General features: G+C 62.3%; 20 protein-coding genes, 1 tRNA gene and 1 pseudogene. 14 read left to right on the top strand and 8 right to left on the bottom strand.

Annotation, left to right across the window (positions count from 1 at the left end):
- The first annotated feature begins 7 nt into the window (after positions 1–7).
- Positions 8–553 carry a single-stranded DNA-binding protein gene (locus V6093_RS15370; protein WP_003255446.1) on the top strand — a complete coding sequence of 182 codons (546 nt, stop codon included), beginning with the start codon at positions 8–10 and terminating at the stop codon, positions 551–553.
- A 91-nt stretch (positions 554–644) separates the two neighbouring features.
- On the opposite strand, the gene V6093_RS15365 is transcribed toward V6093_RS15370, so the two are convergent.
- A complete protein-coding gene (locus V6093_RS15365; protein ID WP_047605318.1) occupies positions 645–2,027 on the bottom strand; it encodes a PLP-dependent aminotransferase family protein in 1,383 nt (460 codons plus the stop codon).
- A 200-nt stretch (positions 2,028–2,227) separates the two neighbouring features.
- On the opposite strand from V6093_RS15365, the gene V6093_RS15360 reads away from it, so the two are divergent.
- From V6093_RS15360 to V6093_RS15320, 9 genes are all read left to right on the top strand, one after another.
- Complete coding sequence (locus tag V6093_RS15360; RefSeq protein WP_047605319.1) at positions 2,228–3,013, top strand: TSUP family transporter; 786 nt, start codon at positions 2,228–2,230, stop codon at positions 3,011–3,013.
- A gap of 21 nt (positions 3,014–3,034) precedes the next feature.
- Positions 3,035–3,796, top strand: coding sequence for an SDR family NAD(P)-dependent oxidoreductase (locus V6093_RS15355; RefSeq protein WP_003255442.1), 762 nt, complete (start codon positions 3,035–3,037; stop codon positions 3,794–3,796).
- Positions 3,797–3,943: 147 nt separating this feature from the next.
- Entirely contained in the window at positions 3,944–7,012 is a 3,069-nt protein-coding gene (fdnG, locus tag V6093_RS15350; RefSeq protein ID WP_143494999.1) for a formate dehydrogenase-N subunit alpha, read from the top strand.
- On the top strand, positions 7,012–7,962 hold the full coding sequence (gene fdxH, locus V6093_RS15345) for a formate dehydrogenase subunit beta (RefSeq protein WP_003255436.1): 951 nt from the start codon (positions 7,012–7,014) through the stop codon (positions 7,960–7,962). Before fdnG ends, fdxH begins: the two co-directional genes overlap by 1 nt.
- A complete protein-coding gene (locus V6093_RS15340) occupies positions 7,959–8,615 on the top strand; it encodes a formate dehydrogenase subunit gamma (RefSeq protein WP_003255435.1) in 657 nt (218 codons plus the stop codon). The genes fdxH and V6093_RS15340 overlap by 4 nt, the downstream gene beginning before the upstream one ends.
- Positions 8,616–8,619: 4 nt before the next feature.
- A complete protein-coding gene (gene fdhE, locus V6093_RS15335; RefSeq protein ID WP_265978269.1) occupies positions 8,620–9,546 on the top strand; it encodes a formate dehydrogenase accessory protein FdhE in 927 nt (308 codons plus the stop codon).
- Positions 9,547–9,690: 144 nt separating this feature from the next.
- Positions 9,691–11,118, top strand: coding sequence for an L-seryl-tRNA(Sec) selenium transferase (selA, locus tag V6093_RS15330; protein WP_019750300.1), 1,428 nt, complete (start codon positions 9,691–9,693; stop codon positions 11,116–11,118).
- A complete protein-coding gene (selB, locus tag V6093_RS15325; protein ID WP_265978266.1) occupies positions 11,115–13,037 on the top strand; it encodes a selenocysteine-specific translation elongation factor in 1,923 nt (640 codons plus the stop codon). The genes selA and selB overlap by 4 nt, the downstream gene beginning before the upstream one ends.
- Positions 13,038–13,043: 6 nt before the next feature.
- Positions 13,044–13,139: transfer RNA gene (locus tag V6093_RS15320), tRNA-Sec, on the top strand.
- 106 nt (positions 13,140–13,245) lie between these two features.
- Here V6093_RS15320 and V6093_RS15315 read toward each other — a convergent pair.
- Both V6093_RS15315 and V6093_RS15310 read right to left on the bottom strand, forming a co-directional pair.
- A complete protein-coding gene (locus V6093_RS15315) occupies positions 13,246–14,244 on the bottom strand; it encodes an asparaginase (RefSeq protein WP_081384650.1) in 999 nt (332 codons plus the stop codon).
- Positions 14,245–14,307: 63 nt separating this feature from the next.
- Positions 14,308–15,750 carry a sodium:alanine symporter family protein gene (locus V6093_RS15310; RefSeq protein WP_003255428.1) on the bottom strand — a complete coding sequence of 481 codons (1,443 nt, stop codon included), beginning with the start codon at positions 15,748–15,750 and terminating at the stop codon, positions 14,308–14,310.
- Between the two features lie 178 nt (positions 15,751–15,928).
- On the opposite strand from V6093_RS15310, the gene V6093_RS15305 reads away from it, so the two are divergent.
- A complete protein-coding gene (locus V6093_RS15305) occupies positions 15,929–16,738 on the top strand; it encodes a helix-turn-helix transcriptional regulator (protein WP_003255426.1) in 810 nt (269 codons plus the stop codon).
- A gap of 11 nt (positions 16,739–16,749) precedes the next feature.
- On the opposite strand, the gene V6093_RS15300 is transcribed toward V6093_RS15305, so the two are convergent.
- Positions 16,750–17,595 (bottom strand): alpha/beta hydrolase, encoded by an 846-nt coding sequence (locus tag V6093_RS15300; RefSeq protein WP_047605323.1) that lies wholly within the window; start codon positions 17,593–17,595, stop codon positions 16,750–16,752.
- 8 nt (positions 17,596–17,603) lie between these two features.
- A pseudogene (locus tag V6093_RS15295) lies at positions 17,604–17,861 on the bottom strand (TSUP family transporter); the annotation flags it as partial.
- Between the two features lie 488 nt (positions 17,862–18,349).
- Between V6093_RS15295 and V6093_RS15290 the strand changes: the two are divergent.
- Together V6093_RS15290 and V6093_RS15285 are read left to right on the top strand one after the other, a co-directional pair.
- Positions 18,350–19,234, top strand: a complete 885-nt coding sequence (locus tag V6093_RS15290) for a sugar nucleotide-binding protein (protein WP_406669550.1) — start codon at positions 18,350–18,352, stop codon at positions 19,232–19,234.
- Complete coding sequence (locus tag V6093_RS15285) at positions 19,227–20,159, top strand: NAD-dependent epimerase/dehydratase family protein (RefSeq protein WP_003255418.1); 933 nt, start codon at positions 19,227–19,229, stop codon at positions 20,157–20,159. The genes V6093_RS15290 and V6093_RS15285 overlap by 8 nt, the downstream gene beginning before the upstream one ends.
- A gap of 30 nt (positions 20,160–20,189) precedes the next feature.
- On the opposite strand, the gene V6093_RS15280 is transcribed toward V6093_RS15285, so the two are convergent.
- Positions 20,190–20,633: a helix-turn-helix domain-containing protein gene (locus V6093_RS15280; protein ID WP_108078542.1), complete on the bottom strand. Its 444-nt coding sequence runs from the start codon at positions 20,631–20,633 to the stop codon at positions 20,190–20,192.
- 103 nt (positions 20,634–20,736) lie between these two features.
- Between V6093_RS15280 and V6093_RS15275 the strand changes: the two genes are divergently transcribed.
- Positions 20,737–21,942, top strand: a complete 1,206-nt coding sequence (locus V6093_RS15275) for an MFS transporter (RefSeq protein ID WP_047605324.1) — start codon at positions 20,737–20,739, stop codon at positions 21,940–21,942.
- On the opposite strand, the gene V6093_RS15270 is transcribed toward V6093_RS15275, so the two are convergent.
- Both V6093_RS15270 and V6093_RS15265 read right to left on the bottom strand, forming a co-directional pair.
- Complete coding sequence (locus V6093_RS15270) at positions 21,930–22,613, bottom strand: OmpW family protein (RefSeq protein ID WP_003255412.1); 684 nt, start codon at positions 22,611–22,613, stop codon at positions 21,930–21,932. The two genes, V6093_RS15275 and V6093_RS15270, sit on opposite strands and share 13 nt — an antisense overlap.
- Before the next feature lie 109 nt (positions 22,614–22,722).
- Positions 22,723–23,235 (bottom strand): DUF3299 domain-containing protein, encoded by a 513-nt coding sequence (locus tag V6093_RS15265; protein WP_033726850.1) that lies wholly within the window; start codon positions 23,233–23,235, stop codon positions 22,723–22,725.
- Between the last annotated feature and the right edge of the window lie 102 nt (positions 23,236–23,337).

Raw genomic sequence — 23,337 nt, 5'->3', positions numbered from 1 at the left:
GAACGTTATGGCCCGTGGGGTTAACAAAGTCATTCTGGTCGGTACCTGTGGCCAGGATCCCGAAGTCCGCTACCTGCCCAACGGTAACGCCGTGACCAACCTGAGCCTGGCCACCAGCGAGCAGTGGACTGACAAGCAGTCGGGCCAGAAGGTCGAGCGTACCGAGTGGCACCGTGTGTCGCTGTTCGGCAAGGTTGCCGAAATCGCTGGCGAGTACCTGCGCAAGGGTTCGCAGTGCTACATCGAAGGCAAGCTGCAGACCCGCGAGTGGGAAAAAGACGGCATCAAGCGCTACACCACCGAGATCATCGTCGACATCAACGGCACCATGCAGCTGCTCGGCGGTCGTCCGCAAGGCCAGCAGCAGGGCGGCGACCCGTACAACCAGGGTGGCGGCAATTACGGTGGCGGCCAGCAGCAACAGTACAACCAGGCACCGCCACGCCAGCAGGCCCAGCGCCCGCAGCAGGCCCCTCAGCGCCCAGCGCCGCAACAGCCTGCGCCGCAGCCGGCGGCTGACTTCGACAGCTTCGATGACGATATTCCGTTCTGATCAGAGCGGTAAGGCGTTGAGCAAGACCAGAAACCCAGGGCAATTGCCCTGGGTTTTTTTTATGGACAGCACCGCGTATCTGGCATCGCTTTCAGTAGAACAACCGCGGCTCCGCCGAATCCAGCAGGCTTGCCAGCTTGGTCAGGGCAAAGCCCAGTGCCTGGCGGCTGGGTGTCATCAGGGCGATGCGCACACCGCTGGTGGGGTGGCTGCGTTCTGGCAGGAACTGGCTGCCGCTGACCACCGTTACGCCGTTATCACGCGCCAGGTTGGCAAACTCGTCGCTGGTCCACGGTTCTGGCAGCTCCAGCCAGATATGGAAGCTGTGAGGCTGGGTGCGGATCTTGTATTGGCCAAGAATCTCCCGGGCCATGTGCTGGCGCGCGGCCGCCTCCTGTTGCTGCATACGCACCAGCTGGTCGGCCTTGCCGCTGTTGATCAGATTACTGGCCAGTTGCGCCATCAGTGGCGATGGCATCCACACGCTGCTGCGTACCATCGATGATAACCGCGACAGGGTTTGCGGCGGGGCGTACAGGTAGCCGATGCGCAGTGCCGGCAGCACGCTTTTGGACAGGCTGGTGAGGTACACCGAGCGTTCAGGCGCATACGCTGCAAGCGGCTTGTAGCCCGGGTCGGGCTCGAGAAAACCGTAGATATCGTCATCCACGATGAACAGGTCGAACTCACGGGCGATCTCGGCGATAGCCTGGCGCCTTGCTGGGGGCATGATCGAGTTGGTCGGGTTCTGGTGCGTGGTGACGCACACCAGCAGGGAAGGGCGGTGTTCCAGGCAGGCCGCGCGCAATGCCTCCGGGATGAGCCCGTGTTCGTCCATGGCGACGCCGCGCAGGCGCCGGCCCAGGCTGTGGGCCAGGGATATGATGCCCGGGTAGCAGAGCGACTCGCACAGCACCACATCGTCACTCTTCGACAGGCTGCTGATGGCCACCAGCAGCCCATGCTGGGCGCCAGCAGTCAGTACCACCTGCTGCCAGCGAGCATCAGGCAGCCAGCGCTGTATCCAGGTCGCACCGGCTTGTTTGTGGGACGTGTGGCCACCTTCTGTCACATAGTCGAGTACCTGCCCCAAGTCCGAGGAGGCGGCCAGTTCGCGGATAGCCGTGCCTAGCCACTCGCTCATGTGAGCGTCGTTGGGCTTGATGATCGAGAGGTCGATCTGGCTACTCTCGCCGGCAACGGGTGTGGGCACCGACGGGGCGGGTAATGGCTGCCGCAGTTGCCTGACAAATGTGCCTCGGCCTACCTCGCCAGCCACCAAACCACGCTTGGCTGCTTCGTCGTAGGCCCTGCCAACCGTGCCGGGGGTTACATTCAGCGCCTCGGCGAGGTCCTTGAGCGTGGGTAAGCGATCGCCTTCTGCAAGCCGACCACGTTCGATGTCCTGTTCAAGGGCATCAGCGATCATCAGGTAAACCGGCTGTGTTTGATGGCTGTATTGGGGGACCCACATGGAGATGGCACCAGGCTCTGCAAGAGCGCGAAAGCCTAGCATGAAAGCTCGGATGCAGGTAATGATGGTAATTGGTTAAATTGAGTTGAATTTATTTTAGATTGAATCGATTCAATTTTTGAAATTACAATCATCGCACCGATCAGGCCAGCCGCTCTCAGGCTGCGCCTGGCATAACGCTCCACTGGATGGACTTTGCTATGGACATGTTGGGTTCTTACTGGGCGGAGCACGGGTTGCTGGCAATCCTCATGCTTGGCGCGATCGCTTTTGTTGCGGGCTTCGTTGACAGCATTGCCGGGGGTGGAGGTTTGTTCCTGGTGCCGGGTTTTCTGCTGGTTGGCATGCCGCCCCAGGTGGCACTGGGCCAGGAAAAACTGGTCAGTACCCTCGGCACGCTGGCGGCTATCCGCAACTTCCTGGCCAACAGCAAGATGGTCTGGCAGGTAGCGTTGGTGGGGGTGCCGTTTTCGCTATTAGGCGCCTACCTGGGGGCACACCTGATCGTATCGATCTCGCAGGAAACGGTGGGCAAGATCATCCTGGCACTGATCCCGCTCGGCATTCTCATTTTCCTTGCCCCCAAGGATCGTCCGGTCGAGGAGCGCGAGCTGTCTTCGCGAATGCTGTACACCGTAGTGCCGTTGACTTGCCTGGTCATCGGCTTCTATGACGGCTTCTTCGGCCCCGGTACCGGCAGCATGTTCATCATCGCTTTCCATTACCTGTTGCGCATGGACCTGGTCTCCAGTTCAGCCAACTCCAAAACCTTCAACTTCGCTTCCAACATCGGTGCTTTGGTGGCGTTCGTCAGCGCAGGCAAGGTCGTCTACCTGCTGGCATTGCCACTTGTGGCCTGCAACATCCTCGGTAACCACCTGGGCAGTTCCCTGGCCTTGCGTAAAGGCAACGACGTGGTGCGCAAGGCGTTGGTGTTCTCGATGCTCTGTCTGTTCATCAGCCTGGGCGTGAAGTACCTGACCTGACCCATTGATAGGAGATAACCAATGAAAACCGCATTTGTAACCGGTGCTTCCTCAGGCTTTGGCCGCGCCATCTGCTGCACCCTGATCGGCAAAGGCTACCGGGTGATCGGTGGCGCCAGGCGCATGGACAAACTGAAAGCACTGGAGGCCGAACTGGGCGTAAATTTCATTCCGCTGGCGCTGGATGTCACTGACCCCGTGTCGCTTGAGAAGGCGGTCGAGCAGCTGCGTGAGGCGTCGCTGCAGATCGATCTGCTGGTCAACAATGCGGGGCTGGCGCTGGGCGTGGACCGTGCCCAAACCAGCAGTGCCGCAAACTGGCAGCAGATGATCGACACCAACATCACCGGCCTGGCCATGGTCACCCACAAAATCCTGCCGCAGATGGTGGAAGCCGATAGCGGCATGATCATCAACATCGGCTCGATCGCCGGCACTTACCCCTACCCGGGCGGTAACGTGTATGGCGCCAGCAAGGCGTTCGTCCGCCAGTTCAGCCTCAACCTGCGTGCCGACCTGGCTGGCACCCGCGTGCGGGTGAGCAACATCGAGCCGGGGTTGTGCTCTGGCACTGACTTCTCGGTGGTGCGCCTCAATGGCGACCTGGACGCCGTGCAGGCCTTGTATCGGGATGTAGAGGCCCTCCTGCCGGAGGACATCGCAGCAACGGTAGCCTGGGTTGCCGAGCAGCCGGCGCACGTGAATATCAATACCATCGAGATCATGCCTGTGGCGCAGAGCAGTGCGGCGCTGAATGTGGTGCGCAACTTGCCACGTGCCTGATCGGGGCCGCACCACTGACCCAGGTCATCGCACCTTCTGGATTCTTGACTAGTCTTATCCTTTGGCGGCCATCAATTGGCCGCCACCGTGACTACCAAGAGGCGCCGGCAATGTTCCGCGCGTCCACCACCTGATCAGGAGTGCACGATGGACCTGAACCGTCGGCAGTTCTTCAAGGTCGCCGCCGTCGGCCTTGGAGGCTCGAGCCTTGCGGCGTTGGGCATGGCCCCAACGCCGGCATTCGCCGAGCAGGTGCGTCACTTCAAGCTGGCGCATACCAAAGAAACCCGTAACACCTGCCCCTACTGTTCGGTCGGCTGCGGCCTGATCCTGTACAGCCAGGGCGATGCGGGGAAAAACGTCAAACAGAACATCATCCATATCGAAGGGGACGCCGACCACCCGGTCAACCGCGGCACACTTTGCCCGAAAGGCGCCGGCTTGCTGGACTTTATCCACAGCCCGAGCCGCCTGCAGTACCCCGAGGTTCGCAAGCCGGGCAGCAAAGAGTGGGTGCGGGTCAGCTGGGACGAGGCGCTGGACCGCGTCGCCGACCTCATGAAGCAGGACCGCGATGCCAACTTCATCGAGAAGAATGCCCAAGGCCAAACGGTCAACCGCTGGCTCACCACCGGTTTTCTTGCCGCTTCCGCTGCTTCCAGCGAGGCTGGCTACCTGACCCACAAGGTCATCCGCGCAACAGGCATGCTGGGGTTCGATAACCAGGCACGTGTCTGACATGGCCCGACGGTGGCAAGTCTTGCCCCGACGTACGGCCGTGGCGCCATGACCAACCACTGGTCCGATATCGCCAACGCGAATCTGGTCCTGGTGATGGGTGGCAACGCAGCAGAAGCGCATCCGTGCGGCTTCAAGTGGGTGACCGAGGCCAAAGCGCACAACAAGGCGCGGCTTATTGTGGTCGACCCGCGGTTTACCCGTACCGCTTCGGTGGCGGACTACTACGCGCCGATCCGTACCGGCACCGATATCGCCTTCATGGGCGGGCTGATCAACTACCTGCTCAGCAACGACAAGATCCAGCACGAGTACGTGCGCAACTACACTGACGTGTCGTTCATCGTCAAAGAGAACTATGGCTTCGAGGATGGCCTGTTCAGCGGCTACGACGAGGCCAAGCGTGTGTACGCCGACAAGTCCGGCTGGGGTTACGAGCTGGGTGAGGACGGCTATGCCAAGGTCGACCCGACACTGCAGCACCCTCGCTGCGTGTTCCAGCTGATGAAGCAGCATTACAGCCGCTATACCCCGGAACTGGCGAGCATGACCTGTGGCATGCCACAGGACGCCATGATGAAGGTCTGGGAAGAGATCGCCTCCTGCTCGGTTCCGGGCAAGACCATGACGATCCTTTATGCGCTAGGTTGGACGCAGCATTCGATCGGTGCGCAGATTATCCGCAGTGCGGCCATGGTCCAGCTGCTGCTCGGCAATGTCGGCATGCCCGGTGGCGGGGTCAATGCCCTGCGCGGGCACTCCAACATCCAGGGCCTGACCGACCTCGGCCTGCTGTCCAATTCGCTGCCGGGCTACCTGACCCTGGCCGGTGACGCCGAGCAGGACTACGCCGCCTACATCGACAAGCGCGCTTCCAAGCCGCTGCGGCCTGGGCAGTTGTCGTACTGGCAGAACTACGGCAAGTTCCACGTCAGCCTGATGAAGGCCTGGTACGGCGCCAACGCCACGGCGGAAAACAACTGGGGTTATGACTGGCTGCCCAAACTCGATGTACCGGCCTACGACGTGCTGCGCATGTTCGAGATGATGGGCCAGGGCAAAGTCAATGGTTATATGTGCCAGGGCTTCAACCCGATCGCCGCGCTGCCGGACAAAAACCGCGTCACTGCGGCACTGGGCAAGCTCAAGTGGCTGGTGATCATGGACCCCTTGGCCACCGAGACCTCGGAATTCTGGCGTAACGTCGGGCCGTTCAACGATGTCGACACGGCCTCTATCCAGACCGAAGTAATCCGCTTGCCCACGACCTGCTTTGCCGAGGAAGACGGCTCGCTGGTCAACAGCAGCCGCTGGCTGCAATGGCACTGGAAGGGCGCAGACGGCCCGGGCGAGACGCGCACCGACGTGCAGATCATGAGCGAGCTGTTCCTGCGCCTGCGCCAACGTTACCAGGCCGAAGGGGGGGCCTACCCTGACGCGATAATGAATATCAGCTGGCCGTACAAGATCCCTGAAGAGCCCTCCCCGGAGGAGCTGGCCAAGGAGATGAACGGCTGGGCGGTGGCCGATGTCACCGACCCGACTGGCGCGGTGATCAAGGCGGGCCAGCAACTGGCGGGCTTCGGTCAGCTCAAGGACGACGGTAGCACCGCGTCTGGCTGCTGGATCTTTGCCGGTAGCTGGACCGAACAGGGCAACCAGATGGCTCGCCGCGACAACAGCGACCCGTATGGCATGCATCAGGTGCAGAACTGGGCCTGGGCCTGGCCGGCCAACCGCCGCATCCTTTACAACCGTGCCTCCAGCGACCCGCAAGGCAAGCCGTGGGACCCGGAGAAAAAGCGCCTGGTATGGTGGAACGGCAAGGCCTGGACCGGCACCGACGTGCCGGACTTCAAGGTCGACTCGCCGCCCGAGGCGGGGATGAACCCCTTCATCATGAACCCCGAAGGCGTGGCGCGTTTCTTCGCCATCGACAAAATGGCCGAAGGCCCGTTCCCCGAGCACTATGAGCCCTTCGAAACGCCGATCGGCATCAACCCGCTGCACCCGCAGAACAAGAAGGCCACCAGCAACCCGGCCGGGCGCATCTTCGATTCTGTGTGGGACACCCTCGGCACGCACGATGAGTTCCCTTATGCGGCGACCACCTACCGGCTGACCGAGCATTTCCACTTCTGGAGCAAGCATTGCCGGCTCAACGCCATTGCCCAGCCCGAGCAGTTCGTCGAGATAGGCGAGGTGCTGGCCAACGAGAAAGGCATCAAGGCCGGCGACCGGGTACGGGTGTCGAGCAAGCGTGGGCATATCGATGCGGTGGCGGTGGTGACCAAGCGGATTCGCCCGCTGCAGGTCAACAATCAGACCGTGCACCAAATCGGCATTCCGCTGCACTGGGGCTTCACCGGCGCTACCCGGCATGGCTACCTGACCAATACCTTGGTGCCGTTCCTCGGTGACGGCAATACGCAGACGCCAGAGTCCAAGTCGTTCCTCGTGAAAGTGGAGAAACTCTGATGGCCAGCCAAGACATCATCGCCCGCTCGGCCACCACTACCGTGCCGCCCTCGGTGCGTCAGCAGGAGGAGGTCGCCAAGCTGATCGACACCACCAAGTGCATCGGCTGCAAGGCCTGCCAGGTGGCGTGCTCGGAGTGGAATGAACTGCGTGACGAGGTTGGCCACAACCACGGCACCTACGACAACCCCCAGGACCTCACTGCCGAGACCTGGACACTGATGCGCTTTACCGAGCACGAGCGCGACGACGGCAACCTGGAGTGGCTGATCCGCAAGGACGGCTGCATGCACTGTGCCGACCCAGGTTGCCTGAAGGCCTGCCCGAGCCCGGGCGCGATCATCAAGCACGCCAACGGTATCGTCGATTTCAACCAGGACCACTGCATCGGCTGCGGCTACTGCATCACCGGCTGCCCGTTCAACATCCCGCGCATCTCGCAGAAAGACCACAAGGCGTACAAGTGCACCCTGTGTTCCGATCGCGTGAGCGTGGGGCTGGAGCCGGCGTGCGTGAAAACCTGCCCGACCGGGGCGATCGTGTTCGGCAGCAAGGACGAGATGAAAGTGCATGCGGCCGAGCGCATCGTCGATCTGAAGTCGCGGGGCTACGACAAGGCCGGGTTGTACGACCCGGATGGCGTCGGTGGTACCCACGTGATGTACGTGCTGCACCATGCCGACACACCGAAGCTGTATGCCGGCCTGCCGGACCAGCCAGTGATCAGTCCGTTGGTGGGGTTGTGGAAGGGCTTCACCAAGCCGCTGGCGCTGTTGGCCATGGGCGCGGCGGTGCTGGCGGGGTTCTTCCACTATGTGCGGATCGGCCCACAGCGTGTCGAGGAGGATGAACACCCGACACCGCCGGACGAAAGCGTGCATCAAGTGGACCCGTCGGTCCATGTCTATGATCCGAAGCAGCCCGGTGGGCAAGGGGAGCAGCGGCCATGAACGACAACAAACCCATCCTGCGCTACAACGCCAACGAGCGTAGCAACCACTGGGTGGTGGCGATCCTGTTCATCCTGGCTGGGCTGTCGGGGCTTGCGCTGTTCCATCCGGCGCTATTCTGGCTCAGCAACCTGTTCGGCGGCGGGCCGTGGACGCGCATTCTGCATCCCTTCATCGGGGTGGCGATGTTCGTGTTTTTCCTCGGCCTGGTATTGCGCTTCTGGCGGGCCAACTTCATCACCGCCAATGACCGCCTGTGGCTGCGCCGGGTGGACCGGGTAATGCGCAACGAGGAGGAGGGCGTACCGCCGATCGGCAAGTACAATGCCGGGCAGAAGCTGCTGTTCTGGACCCTGCTGGTGTGCATGCTGGTGCTGCTGGTCAGTGGCGTGGTGATCTGGCGCGCATACTTCAGCCATTGGTTTGGCATCGATGTCATTCGCTTGTCTGCGCTGCTGCATGCGCTGGCGGCCTTCGTGCTGATTCTCAGCATCATCGTGCACATCTACGCCGGCATCTGGATCAAGGGCTCGATCGGCGCCATGCTGCATGGCTGGGTCAGCCGCGCCTGGGCCCGCAAGCATCATGAATTGTGGTACCGCGAAGTGACCGGCGACAAGACGCCGGGTGATCACGGACGAAAAGAAGGATGAGCGCTTGAGCATCATACTTGAACCCGGGCAGATCGAAGCGTCGGCAGTCACGCCGTCATTTCTGCACCTGCCTGCCGCCAACCTGTTTGAACTGCGCGCCGCCCGCCTGGAGCAACTGGCTGAGGGCAACGCGCTTGGCGACTACCTGAGGTTGATTGCGCGGTTATGCCGCATCCAGCAGCAGCTTGTGGATAACCCGCCCGGCGGCATGCCGGTGGCCGAGGCGCGTCAGCGCCTGTGCATGGATCATGGTTTGCCGCCGCTGGCGGCTGACAGCCTGGTGCGTGAAGGGCCATGGCTGGTCTGGTTGCAGGCACTGCTAGAGCACCTCAGCGGCGAAACCCGTGGCCCGATGGGTGAGGCCCTGCAGGTGCTACGAGGCAGTGATGACAATCAGCGCAAGGGCTGGGGCATTGCTTTGCTGGCAGGCCAGTACGATGGTGTGCCTGCAGCACTGGTGCCGTTTCTCGGTGCCGCGTTGCAGGCGGCCTGGTCCAGCTGGTTGCTGGCGCTGCCCGCACACCAGCTCAAGCCTGCCGGCAGCCTGGCCCAATGCCCAGCTTGTGGTTCGCCGGCGATGGCCGGGGTGGTGCGCAACCGTGGAAAGCACAACGGCTTGCGTTACCTGGCCTGTTCGTTGTGTGCCTGTGAGTGGCATGTGGTGCGGGTCAAGTGTGTGTACTGCGAGTCGAGCAAGGATTTGCGTTACACCAGCCTTGAGGATGATCGCCATGCGCCAGGCAAAGCGCCGCTGCGCGCGGAATGCTGCCCCGGGTGCGACAGCTACCTGAAGCAGAACTACCTGGAGAACGATGCGGCGGCCGAGCCGCTGGCCGATGATCTGGCCAGCCTGGCCCTGGATATACGTCTGGACGGGGAGGGCTTCCATCGCCTGGCGCCCAACCTGATGCTCGCGCCCGGTGGTGGGTGAGTGTCTACACTGAAAGATCGACTTGCCTTCTTCGCGGTCAAACCCCTGCCTACAGGTAATTGCGCCAACCCGCTGTACTTGTAGGAGCGGGTTCACCCGTGAATGGGCCAGCACAGACAACGGATCAGTCCAAGGTAGTACCGCATGTCCAACAGCCTTGCCAGCGACACCCCACGCCTGCCGTCCATCGATACCCTCCTTCGCCACCCGGCTTGCCTCCCTCTGATCGATCGCCACGGCCGTGACGCCGTGCTGAATACCCTGCGCCAGTTGCTCGACGACCTGCGCGAGCCCGCCCGTCATGGCGAACTCGGCAGCGCCGAACTGGCTCCGGAAATCCTCCTTGGCCGCAGCGGCGAACGCCTCGCCCTCCAGCAACGCAGCCAGGTTCGCCGCGTGTTCAATCTCACCGGGACCGTGCTGCACACCAACCTGGGCCGCGCCTTGCTACCGGAAGAAGCCATCGAGGCCATGCAGACCGCCGCTCGTTACCCGCTCAACCTGGAATTCGACCTGGCCACCGGCAAACGTGGCGACCGTGATGACCTGATCGAAGGCCTGATCCGCGAGCTGACCGGCGCCGAAGCCGTCACCGTGGTCAACAACAATGCCGCCGCCGTGCTGCTAGCGCTCAACAGCCTGGGCGCGCGCAAGGAAGGTATCATCTCTCGCGGCGAACTGATCGAGATCGGTGGTGCCTTCCGCATTCCCGACATCATGGCCCGTGCCGGTGTGAAGCTGCACGAGGTTGGCACCACCAACCGTACTCACGCCCGCGACTACGAGGCGGCCATCGGCCCGCGCACTGGCCTGCTGATGCGGGTGCATTGCAGCAATTACAGCATCCAGGGCTTCACTACCCAGGTGCCTACTGCCGAGCTGGCACGTATCGCCCACCAACATCAACTGCCACTGCTTGAAGACCTGGGCAGCGGCAGCCTGCTCGACCTTACCCGCTGGGGCCTGCCCGCTGAACCCACGGTACGCCAGGCCCTGGCCGATGGTGCCGATATCGTCACCTTCAGTGGCGACAAGCTGCTGGGGGGGCCGCAAGCCGGGATCATTGTCGGCCACAAGGACTTGATCACCAGGATCAAGAAAAATCCGCTCAAGCGTGCCTTGCGCGTCGACAAGATCACCCTCGCTGCACTCGAAGCGGTGCTGGCGCTGTACCGCAACCCCGATCGCCTGGCCGAGCGCCTGCCCAGCCTGCGCCTGCTGACCCGCAGCCAGGCCGAGATCCAGGCCCAGGCTGAGCGCCTGGCGCCTGAGCTCCAAGCGCGCCTCGGCGAGCAATGGGCCATCCGTGTAGAGCCTGCGTTGGGCATGATCGGCAGTGGCAGCCAGCCGGTTGCGCGCTTGCCCAGTGCCGCGCTGTGCCTGCGCCCGCAAGTGTCGAAGAAGTTGCGCGGGCGCAGCCTGCATGTGCTGGAGCGCGCCCTGCGCGACCTGCCGGTGCCGGTGCTGGGCCGCATTGACGACGATGCCCTGTGGCTGGACCTGCGCCAGCTGGATGACGAAGCCCAGTGGCTGGCCCAGTTGCCAGCCCTGCAGCTGGGGCCGGTGCAGTGATCGTTGGTACCGCTGGCCACATCGACCACGGCAAGACCGCACTGCTGCTGGCGCTGACCGGCCAGGCCGGCGACCAGCGGCAAGAAGAGCGCGCCCGCGGCATGACCATCGACCTTGGCTACCGCTATGCGGCGCTGAGCGAAGGCGCGCCGCTGACCGGCTTCATCGATGTGCCGGGCCACGAGCGTTTTATCCACAACATGCTGGCCGGCGCCCATGGCATCGACCTGGTGTTGTTGGTAGTGGCGGCCGACGACGGTGTCATGCCACAGACCCGTGAACACCTGGCGATCATCGAGCTGCTGGGCATTCCCCACGCTTTGGTGGCGATCAGCAAATGCGACCGGGTCGAGCCGTCGCGTCTGGCCGAGGTGCAGATGCAAGTCAGTGAATTGCTGGCGCCTGGGCCATATGCCGGTGCGCGGCAGTTTCCGCTGTCGAGCATCAGCGGGGAGGGCGTGGAAGCGTTGCGCCAGGCCCTGCTGGAGGCCGAAGCAGGTACACGGCAACGCAGTGTGCACGGTGGTTTTCGCCTGGCCGTCGACCGTGCCTTTGCGGTTACCGGCGCCGGTGTGGTGGTCACCGGCACGGCACTGGCCGGGCGGGTCAGTGCGGGTGATACGTTGTTGCTGGGCAAGGCCGGCAAGGTGGTACGCGTGCGTGGCCTGCATGCACAGAACCAGGCCGCGTTGGTGGCAGAAGCAGGCCAACGGGTGGCGCTGAACATCGCTGCCGAGCGCCTGGCCGTGGAGCAGGTGCACCGGGGCGACTGGCTGGTGCCCGAATGGTTGCATGCGCCCAGTGTTCGGGTGGATATCGAGCTAAACCTGTTACCTGCCGAGAAGCGTGCTTTCGAACATTTCAGTGCTGTGCATGTGCACCTCGGCACCCAGGATGTAACGGCCCGGGTCGCCTTGCTCGAGGGCGAAAGCCTGGCTGCCGGCCAACGCATGTTTGCCCAGTTGTTGCTCAACGCGCCGTTGCAGGCCGTGCACGGCGACCGCCTGGTGCTGCGCGATCAGCGCGCCCAGCGCACACTGGGCGGCGGCAAGGTGCTCGACCCGTTCGCCCCAAGCCGCCAACGCCGCAGCGATGCCCGTCTGCAGCAGTTGCAGGTGCTGCGCGATGCAGCGGATCTGGAGCAGGCACTGCCAGCACTGCTCGCCAGTGCACCGGGCGGCATTAGCCCGCAGCGACTCGAGCGGCAGTTCAACCGCCTGCGGGAAACCTGGCAGTTACCGGATGATGTGCGGGTGGTGGCCACCCGGCAGGGCCAACTGCTGTTCGCCAACGCCCAATGGCAGGCGCTCAAGCAGCAGGTTCTGGAACAGCTGGCGCGCTTTCACGAGCAAGAGCCCGACCAGCTCGGCCCGGACCGCGATCGCCTGCGGCGCTTTGTAGCCTTGCCCCTGGAACGGCCGGCTTTCGTCAGCCTGCTGGATGAACTGCTCGACGACAGCGCCATCGCCAGCAGCGGGCCATGGCTGCATCTGCCCGACCACAAGGTGCAGTTGAGCGAAGCCGACAGTGCATTGTGGGCACGTCTGCAGCCGAAGTTGATCGCAGGGCAATACGACCCACCTTGGGTCAGGACGCTGGCGGGTGAGGAGAACCGTGCCGAAGCCGATGTGCGCCTGTTACTGCGCAAGTTGGCCCGGCTGGGCCTGGTGCATCAGGTGGTGCGCGACCTGTTCTATCCAGAGGCTACGCTGCAGCGCATGGCAGCGTTGATGCTGGGGCAGGCCAGCGAAACGCAGATAGTGCAGGTTGCCGCGTTTCGCGATATGTTGGGCATCGGTCGCAAGCGCAGTGTGCAGATTCTGGAATACTTCGACCGCATCGGTCTGACCCGGAGGGTGGCCGACCAGCGTCACATCCGCGCCGACAGCGCCCTGGCCCAACAGCAGGCCAGGCACTGAGTTCAAGGAAGGCAATCGCGCCCGGTGGCGCGGCCGGGCTTCAAACCCGGTTGGGGACGGCAGCCGTTCCCGGGCAGGTTCGACTCCCGCTGCCTTCCGCCATTTTTTCACCCTTTAGGGCCTCTTCGCGGGTGAACCCGCTCCTACACAGGAAACGCAATCGTCGTAGGCGCGGGTTTACCCGCGAAGAGGCCCTCAAAGGCGCTGATCAAGCCCGTTCGCCACACAGGTCCAGGACAAACCAGCGGTCCGCTGCGTCAGCATCCAACCCTGCGCCCAGTAGCGCCACCATCTTGCCCAGCGCTGCTTCACGGGTCATGCCACCGCCACTGACCAGGCCGGCCCCGCGCAAGCGGTTGCCCGCTGCATAGGTGTCGAACACCACCGAGCCTTCCGGGCACTGGCTGATAGCCGCCAGCATCACGCCGCGCTGGCGCGCTGTGCTCAGCACATTCAGCAGCGCCTGGTCATCCGATGGCCCGGTACCGCTGCCGTAGCACTCCAGCAGCAAACCCTGCACACCACTGTCGATCAAGGCCTGCAAATGCCCGGCCTGAAGCCCCGGGAACACCGGCACAACCGCCAGGTTGACCGGTTTGCGCGGTTGCTTGTAGCCCAGCTCGGCAGGGATCGTATCGGCCCGCTCAGCGTCACGGTGGCGTGGCAGCGCAGCAAAGGCATCGAACGCTTCGCTGCGTAGCTTCGACGCCCGACAGCCATGCAGCAGCTGACCGTGGAAGTACAGCTGCACGCCATCTTCCAGGCCGTGTTCGAACTGGCGCAATGCGCCGCACAGGTTGTCCCAGGCATCGCTGTCCGGGGCACCTGCCGGCAGCATCGAGCCGGTCAGCACTACCGGTGCTGGCAGGCCCAGCAACAGGAACGACAACGCAGCAGCGCTGTAGGCCATGCTATCGGTACCGTGCAGCACCAACACGCCATCGTGGCCCGCGACATCCACCGCCGCGACGATGGCATCGCGCATCGCCAGCCAGTTGTGCTGTTGCATATTGGCGCTGTCGAGCAGCGGGTTCAGCTCGTGCAGTGTCCATTGCACCTGGGGTGCATTGGCCATCTGGGCAAAGTGTTCACGCATCCGCGCGTCAAAACCACCGGCCGGTGCCAGGCCTTCGGGGGTTTCGAGCATGCCGATGGTGCCACCGGTATAGAGAACGAGAAGATTCTTTACTGCGCGCATGGAAAGCATCCGTAGCGGTGAGCGGACAAAGAAAAGCCGCCCGCGGAAGGGGCGGCTGGGCAGGGGAGGATATCAGCGCTGCGTCTGAACTTGGCCGACTGCGTTGTCAGTGGCTGTTTCCGCCTGCGGATTGGCAGGCCAGGCATTGCGGTCCAGGTCCAGGTCGGCAAACTTGGACGAGTCGAACACAGGCTGCTTTACACCGGCCTTGCGCTGGTCGTCATAGTCGCGCATGACTCGCAGGCCGACCTTGAACAGCAGGGCCAGGGCCACCAGGTTGACGAAGGCCAGGCAGGTCATGGTGATGTCGGCGAAGGCGAACACGGTCGACAGGTCTTGCATCGAACCCCACACGACCAGTGCCAGCACCAGGCCACGGAACACCATCAACACTGCGCGGTTACGGCTGAGGAATTGCAGGCTGTTCTCGCCGAGGTAGTAGTTGTAGAGGATGCAGGTGAAGACGAACAGCGACAGCGCCACGCTGACGAACACGCGCCCCCAGTCACCGACTACGGCGGCCAGCGAGTTCTGGGTCAGGACGATGCCGTCACCTTCGAAGCCCGGGGTGTAGAAGCCCGACAGCAGGATCAGCAAGGCGGTACAGGTGCAGATCACGAAGGTGTCGAGGAACACGCTGAAGGCCTGGACCACGCCCTGCGCGCCCGGGTGTTTCACGGCAGCCACGGCAGCGACGTTCGGTGCACTGCCCAGGCCTGCTTCGTTGGCGAACACGCCACGTTTCACGCCCATGACGATGGCGCTGCCGAGCAGGCCGGCAAACGCCGGGTCGAGGCCGAAGGCGCTCTTGAAGATGGTTTCCAGCATGGCTGGCACGTGTTCGATCTGGGTGCCGATCACGTACAGGGTCACGCCGATGTAGGCCAGGGTCTTGACGGGTACCAGCAGGTCCGACACTGCCGCGATGCGCTTGATGCCGCCGATGAAGGTGATGGCCAGCAGTACGGCCAGCACAATACCGGTGTGGCTTGGGTCGAAGGCAAAGGCATTCTGCAGCGAGTGGGTGACGGTGTACGACTGCAGGCCGATGAAGGCGAAGCCGTAGGTGACCAGCAGCAAGATCGAGAACACGATGGCCATGCTCTTGCGCTTCAGCCCGTGCTGGATGTAGTAGGCCGGGCCGCCACGGTACAGGCCGTCGCCATCAGCGCGCTTGTACACCTGGGCCAGGGTGCACTCGAAGAAGCTGCTGGACATGCCCACCAGTGCGGTAACCCACATCCAGAACACGGCACCAGGGCCACCCAGGGTCACTGCGATACCGACACCGGCGATGTTGCCGGCACCCACGCGGCCGGCCAGGCTCAGCATCAGGGCCTGGAAGGAGCTCAGCTGGCCTGCCTGGCCACGCAGCGATTCCTTGAACACGCTGAACATATGGGTGAAGTGGCGGAACTGGACGAACCGGGAGCGAATGGTGAAGTAGCTACCCAGCCCGACGATCAGCACGATGAGGAGTTTCCCCGAAAGGAAATCGTTGATTACTTCGAGCATTGGAAAATGACCTCGATTCTTATTCTTCGTGTGGAAAGACCAGCGGACGGCAGGCGCACCGCTATTCGTTGGGGCGCATGGTTGGCTATGACAAGAGTGGTTACAATTTCGCGGATTGCTCTGACTTGATGCGACTTGATGCTACAATGGCGTCATTCGCGTCACCTGGATTCCGCATATGAGCGATCACTTCGCTACAAACCTCAAACTTGCCTGCAGTCACTACCGCTCTATTTCCGAAGTTTGCCGCCAGCTGTCGATCAACCGCGCGCAGTTCAACAAGTACCTGAGCGGGCAAAGCCGTCCGACGGCTTTCAACCTGAAGCGTATCGGCGACTTCTTCGGTGTCGAGGATTACGAACTGAACCTGCCCGCCGAGCAGTTCGCCCGTCTGATCGGTGCGCGGGTATCGCCCCAGGCCCAGCAGCCCAGTGACCCGATCAGCGAGTTGTTCCGCCCGTTGCACGAACATGGCGGCAACCTTTCGCGCTATTGCGGTTACTACTTCGAGTACTCCAACTGCATGTCGGTGCCGGGCACGACCCTCGTGTCGCTGGTGCACCTGTGGGAAGAGCGCGGCCGTTTTCTGTTCGAGCGCCAGGAACGGCAGGAGCGCTCCAGCGCCACCGATCAGCATGCCGAGGTACGCTGCCGCTACTTGGGTGCGGCGTTCCAGCTGCAGGACCGGATGTTCCTCATCGACTACGAGTCGCTGACATTCAACGAAATGAGCCAGACCATCCTCATCCCCAGCTTCAAAAGCCGCATTACCCGGCTGAATGGCCTGAAGGCCGGCGTATCCAGCGGCGACCGGCGCAACCCGGCCTGTACCCGGGTGGTGTGGGAATACCTGGGCGAGGAGATCAATCGCATCAATGCGTATAGGCAGGTGAAACTGTACCGGCCGGATGATCCGCGCATAGATGACGATGTGCGTGAGCGGTTGAGTGTGGCGCCGTTGCGCAACGGTCTGTTCGAGATCGAGTAATGCTCAACGCCTCAAGCATTGTCGAGGATGAACGTTGCTACTGCGTCCGCAACCTGGTCCGCTATTGTTGGAGTACTGCGCAAATGAGCCGCGATGCCATGGTCGCAGTCGGTAAGAAACAGGCATTGCAAACGTGACGCTGAAACTGCTCGCATCAAGGCGAGGGTAACTTCTTCAGGAATCGGGCTATAGCGTTCAGTGCCAGCAAGCCACAGGTTGCCAGCGCTGGTGCCGGGGCCTTTGCCGAATCGCTGGGAGTTGAGCCCGTCGTACTCGCCGATCACCATCAATACTCTTCCTCGAAACTGGTTGAGGAAGGTGTAGCTATCGCTCTCCAGAAAACCGAAAGGCTTGTTGATGGCGGCAGTGAATGCCGGGCCGAACGGCGCCTGGTGGGCATCGTCTGGATAAACAGCAGGGCAGATCAATACGATGTTGTCCACTTGTGGCAACTGTGCTGCAAGCTTAAGCGTAATGGCCGCGCCAAGGCTGTGGCCAATGAGTGTTCGGCATCGAGGCGCGATATGCGCGTGGAAACGCTTTGCTTCATCAAGGTTCGTCGCCAGTGACGGCGCCGTTGCGCCTGGCTCGCTGGCGAGGCTATGACCTGACAGATTGCCAGTGAGTGAACCAATGCCTGCGGTTTGCAGGCGATAAAGCAGAGGGTTGAGCCGGGTAAAGTCGGAACGCGCGCCCCCCAAAACGAATGCGGGGGCTGCGCGCTCGATATCAGGTACCAGCAATCGCGCCTGTTGCTGGTAGTTTTCAAAGACTTCATTGATGAACAGCTCTTTGCCCGGAGCGGGCTCGTCAAACTGCCACTTCACGCGCTGCGGGGAAGCCTTTTGAATGTGCATGGTGCTCTCTAGAAGAACTGGTTGAGCCAATCGCCGAGCGGGTTGCCGGTATCGAGCAGCAGTTTGAGTGCCATGATGCAGCAGACGCTGACCAGCAGCGGTTTTATGAGGCGTGAGCCGAAGCGAACTGCGCAGCGAGCCCCCAATTGTGCGCCCAGAAAGGCGGCGAGCGCCATTGCCAGCGCCAGCGGCCAGATGATCGCCCCGCTGAGAGAAAAAACTGACAATGCGCCCAGGTTACAGGCCGCGTTCAAAAGCTTGCTGGACAAACGTCAAGTCGATTTCGATTATGGAGTATTTTTCTGTGCTCAACCACGGACCAGCAGCGGGTCTTCAGTGAGCACCTTTCTCGAGTTGATCGGCGAATATACGAGCACTGAAGTGCCACTCCTTTAGCCTCCGCTCCACCCAAATCAGCAAGGGTTTGGCTTGCAAAGGCTATGGCTTGGCTTTGCTCTGGGTAGAAATCCAGGTAGGCAGCTTCCGAATGAAGCATTGAACGTTCCTTGTCGTTTTTAGGTGAAACTCCCTGGCTGGCAAGTGGGGAGTCGACTATTCAATGCAGTTATGCCGAGACGTGGTAGTCAGCCCATTCCTCGTATGTCGTAGGAGATTTCTGTCTGTGGCGGTATTGAGCAGTGAAACGGTGGAATCACCCCCTGTGGCATCGAACGGGTCCGGTGTTGGACTTCCCGGGCAGGAAACCGCAAAATGACTCTTTTTTCTCATCAACCTCTCCGGATCTGCTGACTCTATGCGTATGCGCCTAATGCTGTTGGGTGGTGGCAATGCCCTCGGGCAAGCGCTGATTCGTCTTGGGGCCGAGGAGGACATCGCATTCCTGGCACCGCGCCCGCCCGAGAACGGCTGGGCGCCCTCAAGCCTCACTCAGCTGCTCGATGACCATCGCCCCGACGTGCTGGTCAACCTGGCCTATTACTTCGACTGGTTCCAGGCCGAGTCGGTCAGCGAGCAGCGCCTGGCTCAACAGGAGCGGGCGGTGGAGCGGTTGGCAGAGCTGTGCCAGCACCATCAGATCACCTTGGTGCAGCCCTCCAGCTACCGTGTGTTCGATGGTTCGCGGGCCACGGCCTATAGCGAAAAGGACGAGCCAGTGCCGCTGGGCTTGCGTGGCCAGGCCCTATGGCGCATAGAGCAGAGCGTGCGTGCGGCCTGCCCGCAGCATGTGTTGCTGCGCTTTGGCTGGTTGCTGGACGAGAGCATCGATGGCGCGTTGGGCCGCTTCCTGACCCGTGCCGAGCAACCACAGGAACTGCTGCTGGCCGATGATCGACGTGGCAACCCGACGCCGGTTGATGATGCCGCCCGAGTGATCCTGTCGGTGCTCAAGCAACTGGATTGCAATGCGCCGCTGTGGGGCACCTACCATTACGCCGGCAATGAGGCGACCACGCCGCTGGCGCTGGGCCAGGCGATCCTCGCCGAGGCCGGTCAATACCGCCAGCTGGCCGTTCAGGCCCCCACGCCGCAGGCCCATGCCGCGCGCCCGGATGCCAGCGAAGAGCCACAGCACGCGGTACTGGCCTGCAAGAAAATCCTTCATACCTTCGGTATCAAGCCGCGTGCCTGGCGCGCTGGTTTGCCACCTCTACTGGACCGGTTCTACCGCCATGGCTGACGCCCCCATCCTGATCACCGGCGGTGCCGGCTTCATTGGCTCCCACCTGTGCGATGCGTTGTTGGACAAAGGCTACGCCGTACGCATTCTCGACGACTTCTCCACCGGCCGGCGAAGCAATCTGCAGGTCGACCACCCACGGCTGGAACTGATCGAAGGTGATGTTGCCGATGCAGGGCTGGTCACTCAGGCTGCGGCTGGCTGCCGTGCTGTGGTGCATCTGGCGGCGGTAGCGTCGGTTCAGGCCTCGGTCGAAGACCCGGTGCGTACCCACCAGAGTAACTTCATCGGTACCCTCAACGTTTGCGAAGCCATGCGCGTGCATGGCGTGCGCCGGGTGCTCTTCGCCTCCAGCGCAGCGGTGTACGGCAACAATGGTGAAGGGGAGTCGATTTCCGAAGACACGCCCAAGGCGCCGTTGACCCCTTATGCCGTGGACAAGCTGGCCAGTGAGCAGTACCTGGACTTCTACCGTCGCCAGCATGGTCTGGAGCCGGTGGTGTTTCGCTTCTTCAATATCTTCGGGCCACGGCAGGACCCTTCCTCACCGTATTCCGGGGTGATCAGCATCTTCTGCGAGCGCGCTGTGCAGGGCTTGCCGATTACAGTGTTCGGTGACGGCGAGCAGACCCGTGACTTCCTTTACGTGGGCGACCTGGTGCAGGTGATGGTGCAGGCACTGGAGCAGCCGCAGGTCGAGGAGGGGGCGGTGAATATCGGGCTGAACCAGGCGACCTCACTGAACCAGTTGCTGGCTGCGCTGGAGAAGGTTGTAGGGAGCTTGCCAGCGATCAGCTATGCGGCGGCGCGATCGGGTGATATCCGCCATTCGCGAGCGGATAACCAGCGGTTGTTGGCGCGGTTCAAATTTGCGCAGGTAACGCCGATGGTTGAAGGCCTGACAAAGCTTCTCGGTAAAGGCTGAGCCCCGCGGGGCTGCTCAGCAGCCCTGACATCACCCATGCCGCACCCTTCTGCGCTGGCAATCTTCGGGATGTAAGCCCCGCCCATCCTGGGCGCGGACCTGCAATATCTCAAGCGCCTGCCCCGTCACGCCGTCCACCAGTTCCGAACGCGCTTCTCCCGCCTCGAACAGAAACCGCTCCCCCCACTGCCTCAAACCAACCACCACTGGAAACACCGACCGCCCTTTGTCGGTCAGCACATATTCTTTATAGGCACTGCCATCCGACGCCGGCTGTGTCATCAGCAACCCACTTTCCACCAACAGCTTTAGCCGCGAGGTGAGGATGTTCTTCGCCAGCCCCAGGTTCTTCTGAAATTCACTGAAACGCCGTAGGCCGTCAAAGGCATCGCGCAGGATCATCAGCGCCCAACGGTCACCCAGCACCTCCAGAGCCCGGGCCACGGGGCACTGCGCATTGTTTTCATCGAGCATGGGGCAAGCCTGTCTTGATTATCTGGTTGCAGATTAAAACCACATTTGCTAAATAGCCAGCATGTGGTTTCAAATTGAAACCAGATTCCAGAGGCTTTGCCGGATGACACCTTCGCTGACACGCTGGATAACCCTGTTGCTTGCCACCACCAGTGCGATGGCTGTGGCGACGGTGTACTTCGCTCAACCGCTGCTTGAGTCGATGGCTGCTGAGTTGGGGGTGGCGCAGCAGCAGATTGGCTGGGTCGTTGGCGCGACCCAGGGGGGTTACGCCCTGGGGCTGCTACTGATTGTGCCCCTCGGGGACTTGGTCGACCGTAAACGTCTGTTGCTTGGCCAGTTGCTGTTCTCGGCGCTTGCGCTGGTCGGCGTTGGCATGGCGCCGAACTGGGCAATATTGCTGCTGGCTCTGGCTATCGCCGGGTTGATGGCAGTCATGGTGCAGGTGATGGTGGCTCATGCCGCGAGCCTGGCCTCACCTGGCCAGCAAGGGCAGGCGGTAGGCACCGTCACCAGTGGTGTGGTGCTGGGTATTCTGCTGGCACGGCTGGCTTCGGGCGGGCTCGCTGACCTGGCCGGTTGGCGAAGTGTGTACCTGGTCGCCGCAGGGCTCTTGATGGTGTTGGCGCTGGTGCTGTGGCGCAGTCTGCCCGGCGGGCAGCCGATGAGGAGTCGGCCGGGTTACCGGGCGCTGATCATGACTCAGTTCAGCCTGTATCGGCACGACCGGTTGCTGCGCCAGCGCGGCGTGTTCGGTGTGTTGATCTTCGCCGCATTCAGCGTGCTGTGGAGTGCCATGGTCATGCCGCTCAGTGCTGCGCCGCTGGCGCTGAGCCATACCGAGATCGGCCTGTTTGGCCTGGCAGGTGTCGCGGGTACGCTGGCGGCTTCGCATGCCGGTCGTCTGGCCGACCTTGGAAGGGGGGAGCGTACGACCGGGGTGTCGTTGGCCCTTCTGACGCTGTCGTGGCTGCCAACAGCGTTCGTCGAGCATTCATTGCTGGCCTTCGTGCTGGGTGTGCTGATGCTGGACTTTGCCGTGCAGGCAGTGCATGTCACCAACCAGAGCCTGTTGCTGGCCGGACGTGGTGCGATGGCTAGCCGATTGATCGGCGCCTACATGTGTTGCTATTCGCTGGGCAGCGGTTTGGGGGCGGTGTTGGCGAGCTGGGTGTTTGCACACTGGGGCTGGGTTGCCGTGTGTGGGCTTGGCGTGGGCATCAGTGCCGTCGCACTGTGCTACTGGCTATGGCTGCAACGCGCGAGGGCGGCCGAGGCCGCCCTGCAATGTTCAGGTCAGAACTTGTAGCCAAGGCCGACCATGTATACCCATGGGTCGACGTCGACGTTGACCTTGGTCTTGCTGTAGCCAAGGGCGGTCGGGCCGTTGACGCTGGCCTTGGTGTCGATGTCGACGTACCAGACCGAGGCGTTTACCAGCAGGTTGTCGGTCAGCAAGTAGTCCATGCCCAGTTGGCCGGCGATACCTACCGAATCCTGCAGCTTGAGGTTGCTGAAGCCTTGTTGCTTGCGTGCGCTGCTCAAGTCTTCGTCAAAGAACAGGGTGTAGTTGATACCGACGCCAGCGTACGGCTGGAAGCGCGAATTCGGTTCCATTGGGTAGTACTGCAGCGACAGCGTCGGTGGCAGTTGCTTGATGTCTGCCAGCTTGCCGTCCAGCCCGCCGCCCAGGCCTTTTACGGCGACGGTGTGCTTGAACGGGGTAGCTGCCAGCAGCTCCAGGCCGATGTGGTCGGTGAGCATGTAGGCAAAGGTCAGGCCCAACTGGGTATCGCTGTCCAGGGTCGCCTTGGTGCCCGACACCTTGTTGCCGTCGAACTTGAGGTCGCCGCTGCTCTCGTTCGGGGCGGTGGTGATGGCGCCTGCGCGCAGGATCATGTCCCCCGCCTGATAGGCGTGGGCGGCAGGGGCGGCGAGCGCAAGGGCCACAAGCGAGGCACCCAGCAAGGACTTGTTCATGGAAGCTCCCAAAGGACGTTATTAATCGAGTGGTCCAATGGTACGGAGCTGGTTAAACGGAAAGTTTGACCCAGCTCAAAGAAGCGTCTTCACGAATTCGAAACAGTTCTCATCTCAGCTCATAAGCGTAGATTTTCTCGGCTTCCATCTGGTAGCCGGCGTCGGCCAACTCGCTGCTGGAAGCTCTAACCTGCATCTTTCCCTCGATCCAGTAGGGCTGGTAGAGGTCTTCGACGCGCACGCCCATCTCGCTGAAAATGTGCACGATCTGGTTCGGCGGTGGCGGCGGCACGTGGATGCACGCGCCATAGTAAGGGACCAGCAGGAATTCGGTGGTGCGGCCTTCTTCGTTGACCTCCAGTGGCACGATGTAGCCGGGTAGTTTGACCTGTTGGCCGTCGAGGCTTTTTACCACTGGCGCGTCGGGCGCCTGTTGGCGCGCGGGTGGGGCGGATTCGGCAGACAGGGCGTTGCTGAGCTGTGACATGTCGTGCAGCGGGGTGAGTTGCGGCGGGATGACCGGGGCGCCTTCGGGGATCAGGGCGGGCCAGTCGAGTTCGCGGGGTTCCGAAGCCCACAAGGGCATCGCTACGGTAATCAGCAGGCTCAGTAGTATCTGCAGTGCTGGCCTCTTCGCGGGTGAACCCGCTCCTACAAGGGGAACACGACCCGGTGTAGGAGCGGGTTTACCCGCGAAGAAGTGCAGGAGGTAATGGATCATTCC

Source organism: Pseudomonas putida group bacterium ESBL64 (assembly GCF_045277175.1).
GTDB classification, from domain to species: Bacteria; Pseudomonadota; Gammaproteobacteria; order Pseudomonadales; family Pseudomonadaceae; genus Aquipseudomonas; species Aquipseudomonas alloputida.
The sequence above is the reverse complement of the archived record's forward strand: the minus strand, read 5'-3'. Positions and strand labels throughout refer to the sequence as shown.

Excerpts from the sequence above, each read along its gene's own strand:
- V6093_RS15370 (WP_003255446.1), top strand. The coding sequence starts at position 8 with ATGGCCCGTGGGGTTAACAAAGTCATTCTGGTCGGTACCTGTGGCCAG.
- V6093_RS15365 (WP_047605318.1), bottom strand. The coding sequence starts at position 2,027 with ATGTGGGTCCCCCAATACAGCCATCAAACACAGCCGGTTTACCTGATG.
- V6093_RS15360 (WP_047605319.1), top strand. The coding sequence starts at position 2,228 with ATGGACATGTTGGGTTCTTACTGGGCGGAGCACGGGTTGCTGGCAATC.
- V6093_RS15355 (WP_003255442.1), top strand. The coding sequence starts at position 3,035 with ATGAAAACCGCATTTGTAACCGGTGCTTCCTCAGGCTTTGGCCGCGCC.
- fdxH (WP_003255436.1), top strand. The coding sequence starts at position 7,012 with ATGGCCAGCCAAGACATCATCGCCCGCTCGGCCACCACTACCGTGCCG.
- V6093_RS15340 (WP_003255435.1), top strand. The coding sequence starts at position 7,959 with ATGAACGACAACAAACCCATCCTGCGCTACAACGCCAACGAGCGTAGC.
- selA (WP_019750300.1), top strand. The coding sequence starts at position 9,691 with ATGTCCAACAGCCTTGCCAGCGACACCCCACGCCTGCCGTCCATCGAT.
- V6093_RS15315 (WP_081384650.1), bottom strand. The coding sequence starts at position 14,244 with ATGCTTTCCATGCGCGCAGTAAAGAATCTTCTCGTTCTCTATACCGGT.
- V6093_RS15310 (WP_003255428.1), bottom strand. The coding sequence starts at position 15,750 with ATGCTCGAAGTAATCAACGATTTCCTTTCGGGGAAACTCCTCATCGTG.
- V6093_RS15305 (WP_003255426.1), top strand. The coding sequence starts at position 15,929 with ATGAGCGATCACTTCGCTACAAACCTCAAACTTGCCTGCAGTCACTAC.
- V6093_RS15300 (WP_047605323.1), bottom strand. The coding sequence starts at position 17,595 with ATGCACATTCAAAAGGCTTCCCCGCAGCGCGTGAAGTGGCAGTTTGAC.
- V6093_RS15290 (WP_406669550.1), top strand. The coding sequence starts at position 18,350 with ATGCGTATGCGCCTAATGCTGTTGGGTGGTGGCAATGCCCTCGGGCAA.
- V6093_RS15285 (WP_003255418.1), top strand. The coding sequence starts at position 19,227 with ATGGCTGACGCCCCCATCCTGATCACCGGCGGTGCCGGCTTCATTGGC.
- V6093_RS15280 (WP_108078542.1), bottom strand. The coding sequence starts at position 20,633 with ATGCTCGATGAAAACAATGCGCAGTGCCCCGTGGCCCGGGCTCTGGAG.
- V6093_RS15275 (WP_047605324.1), top strand. The coding sequence starts at position 20,737 with ATGACACCTTCGCTGACACGCTGGATAACCCTGTTGCTTGCCACCACC.
- V6093_RS15270 (WP_003255412.1), bottom strand. The coding sequence starts at position 22,613 with ATGAACAAGTCCTTGCTGGGTGCCTCGCTTGTGGCCCTTGCGCTCGCC.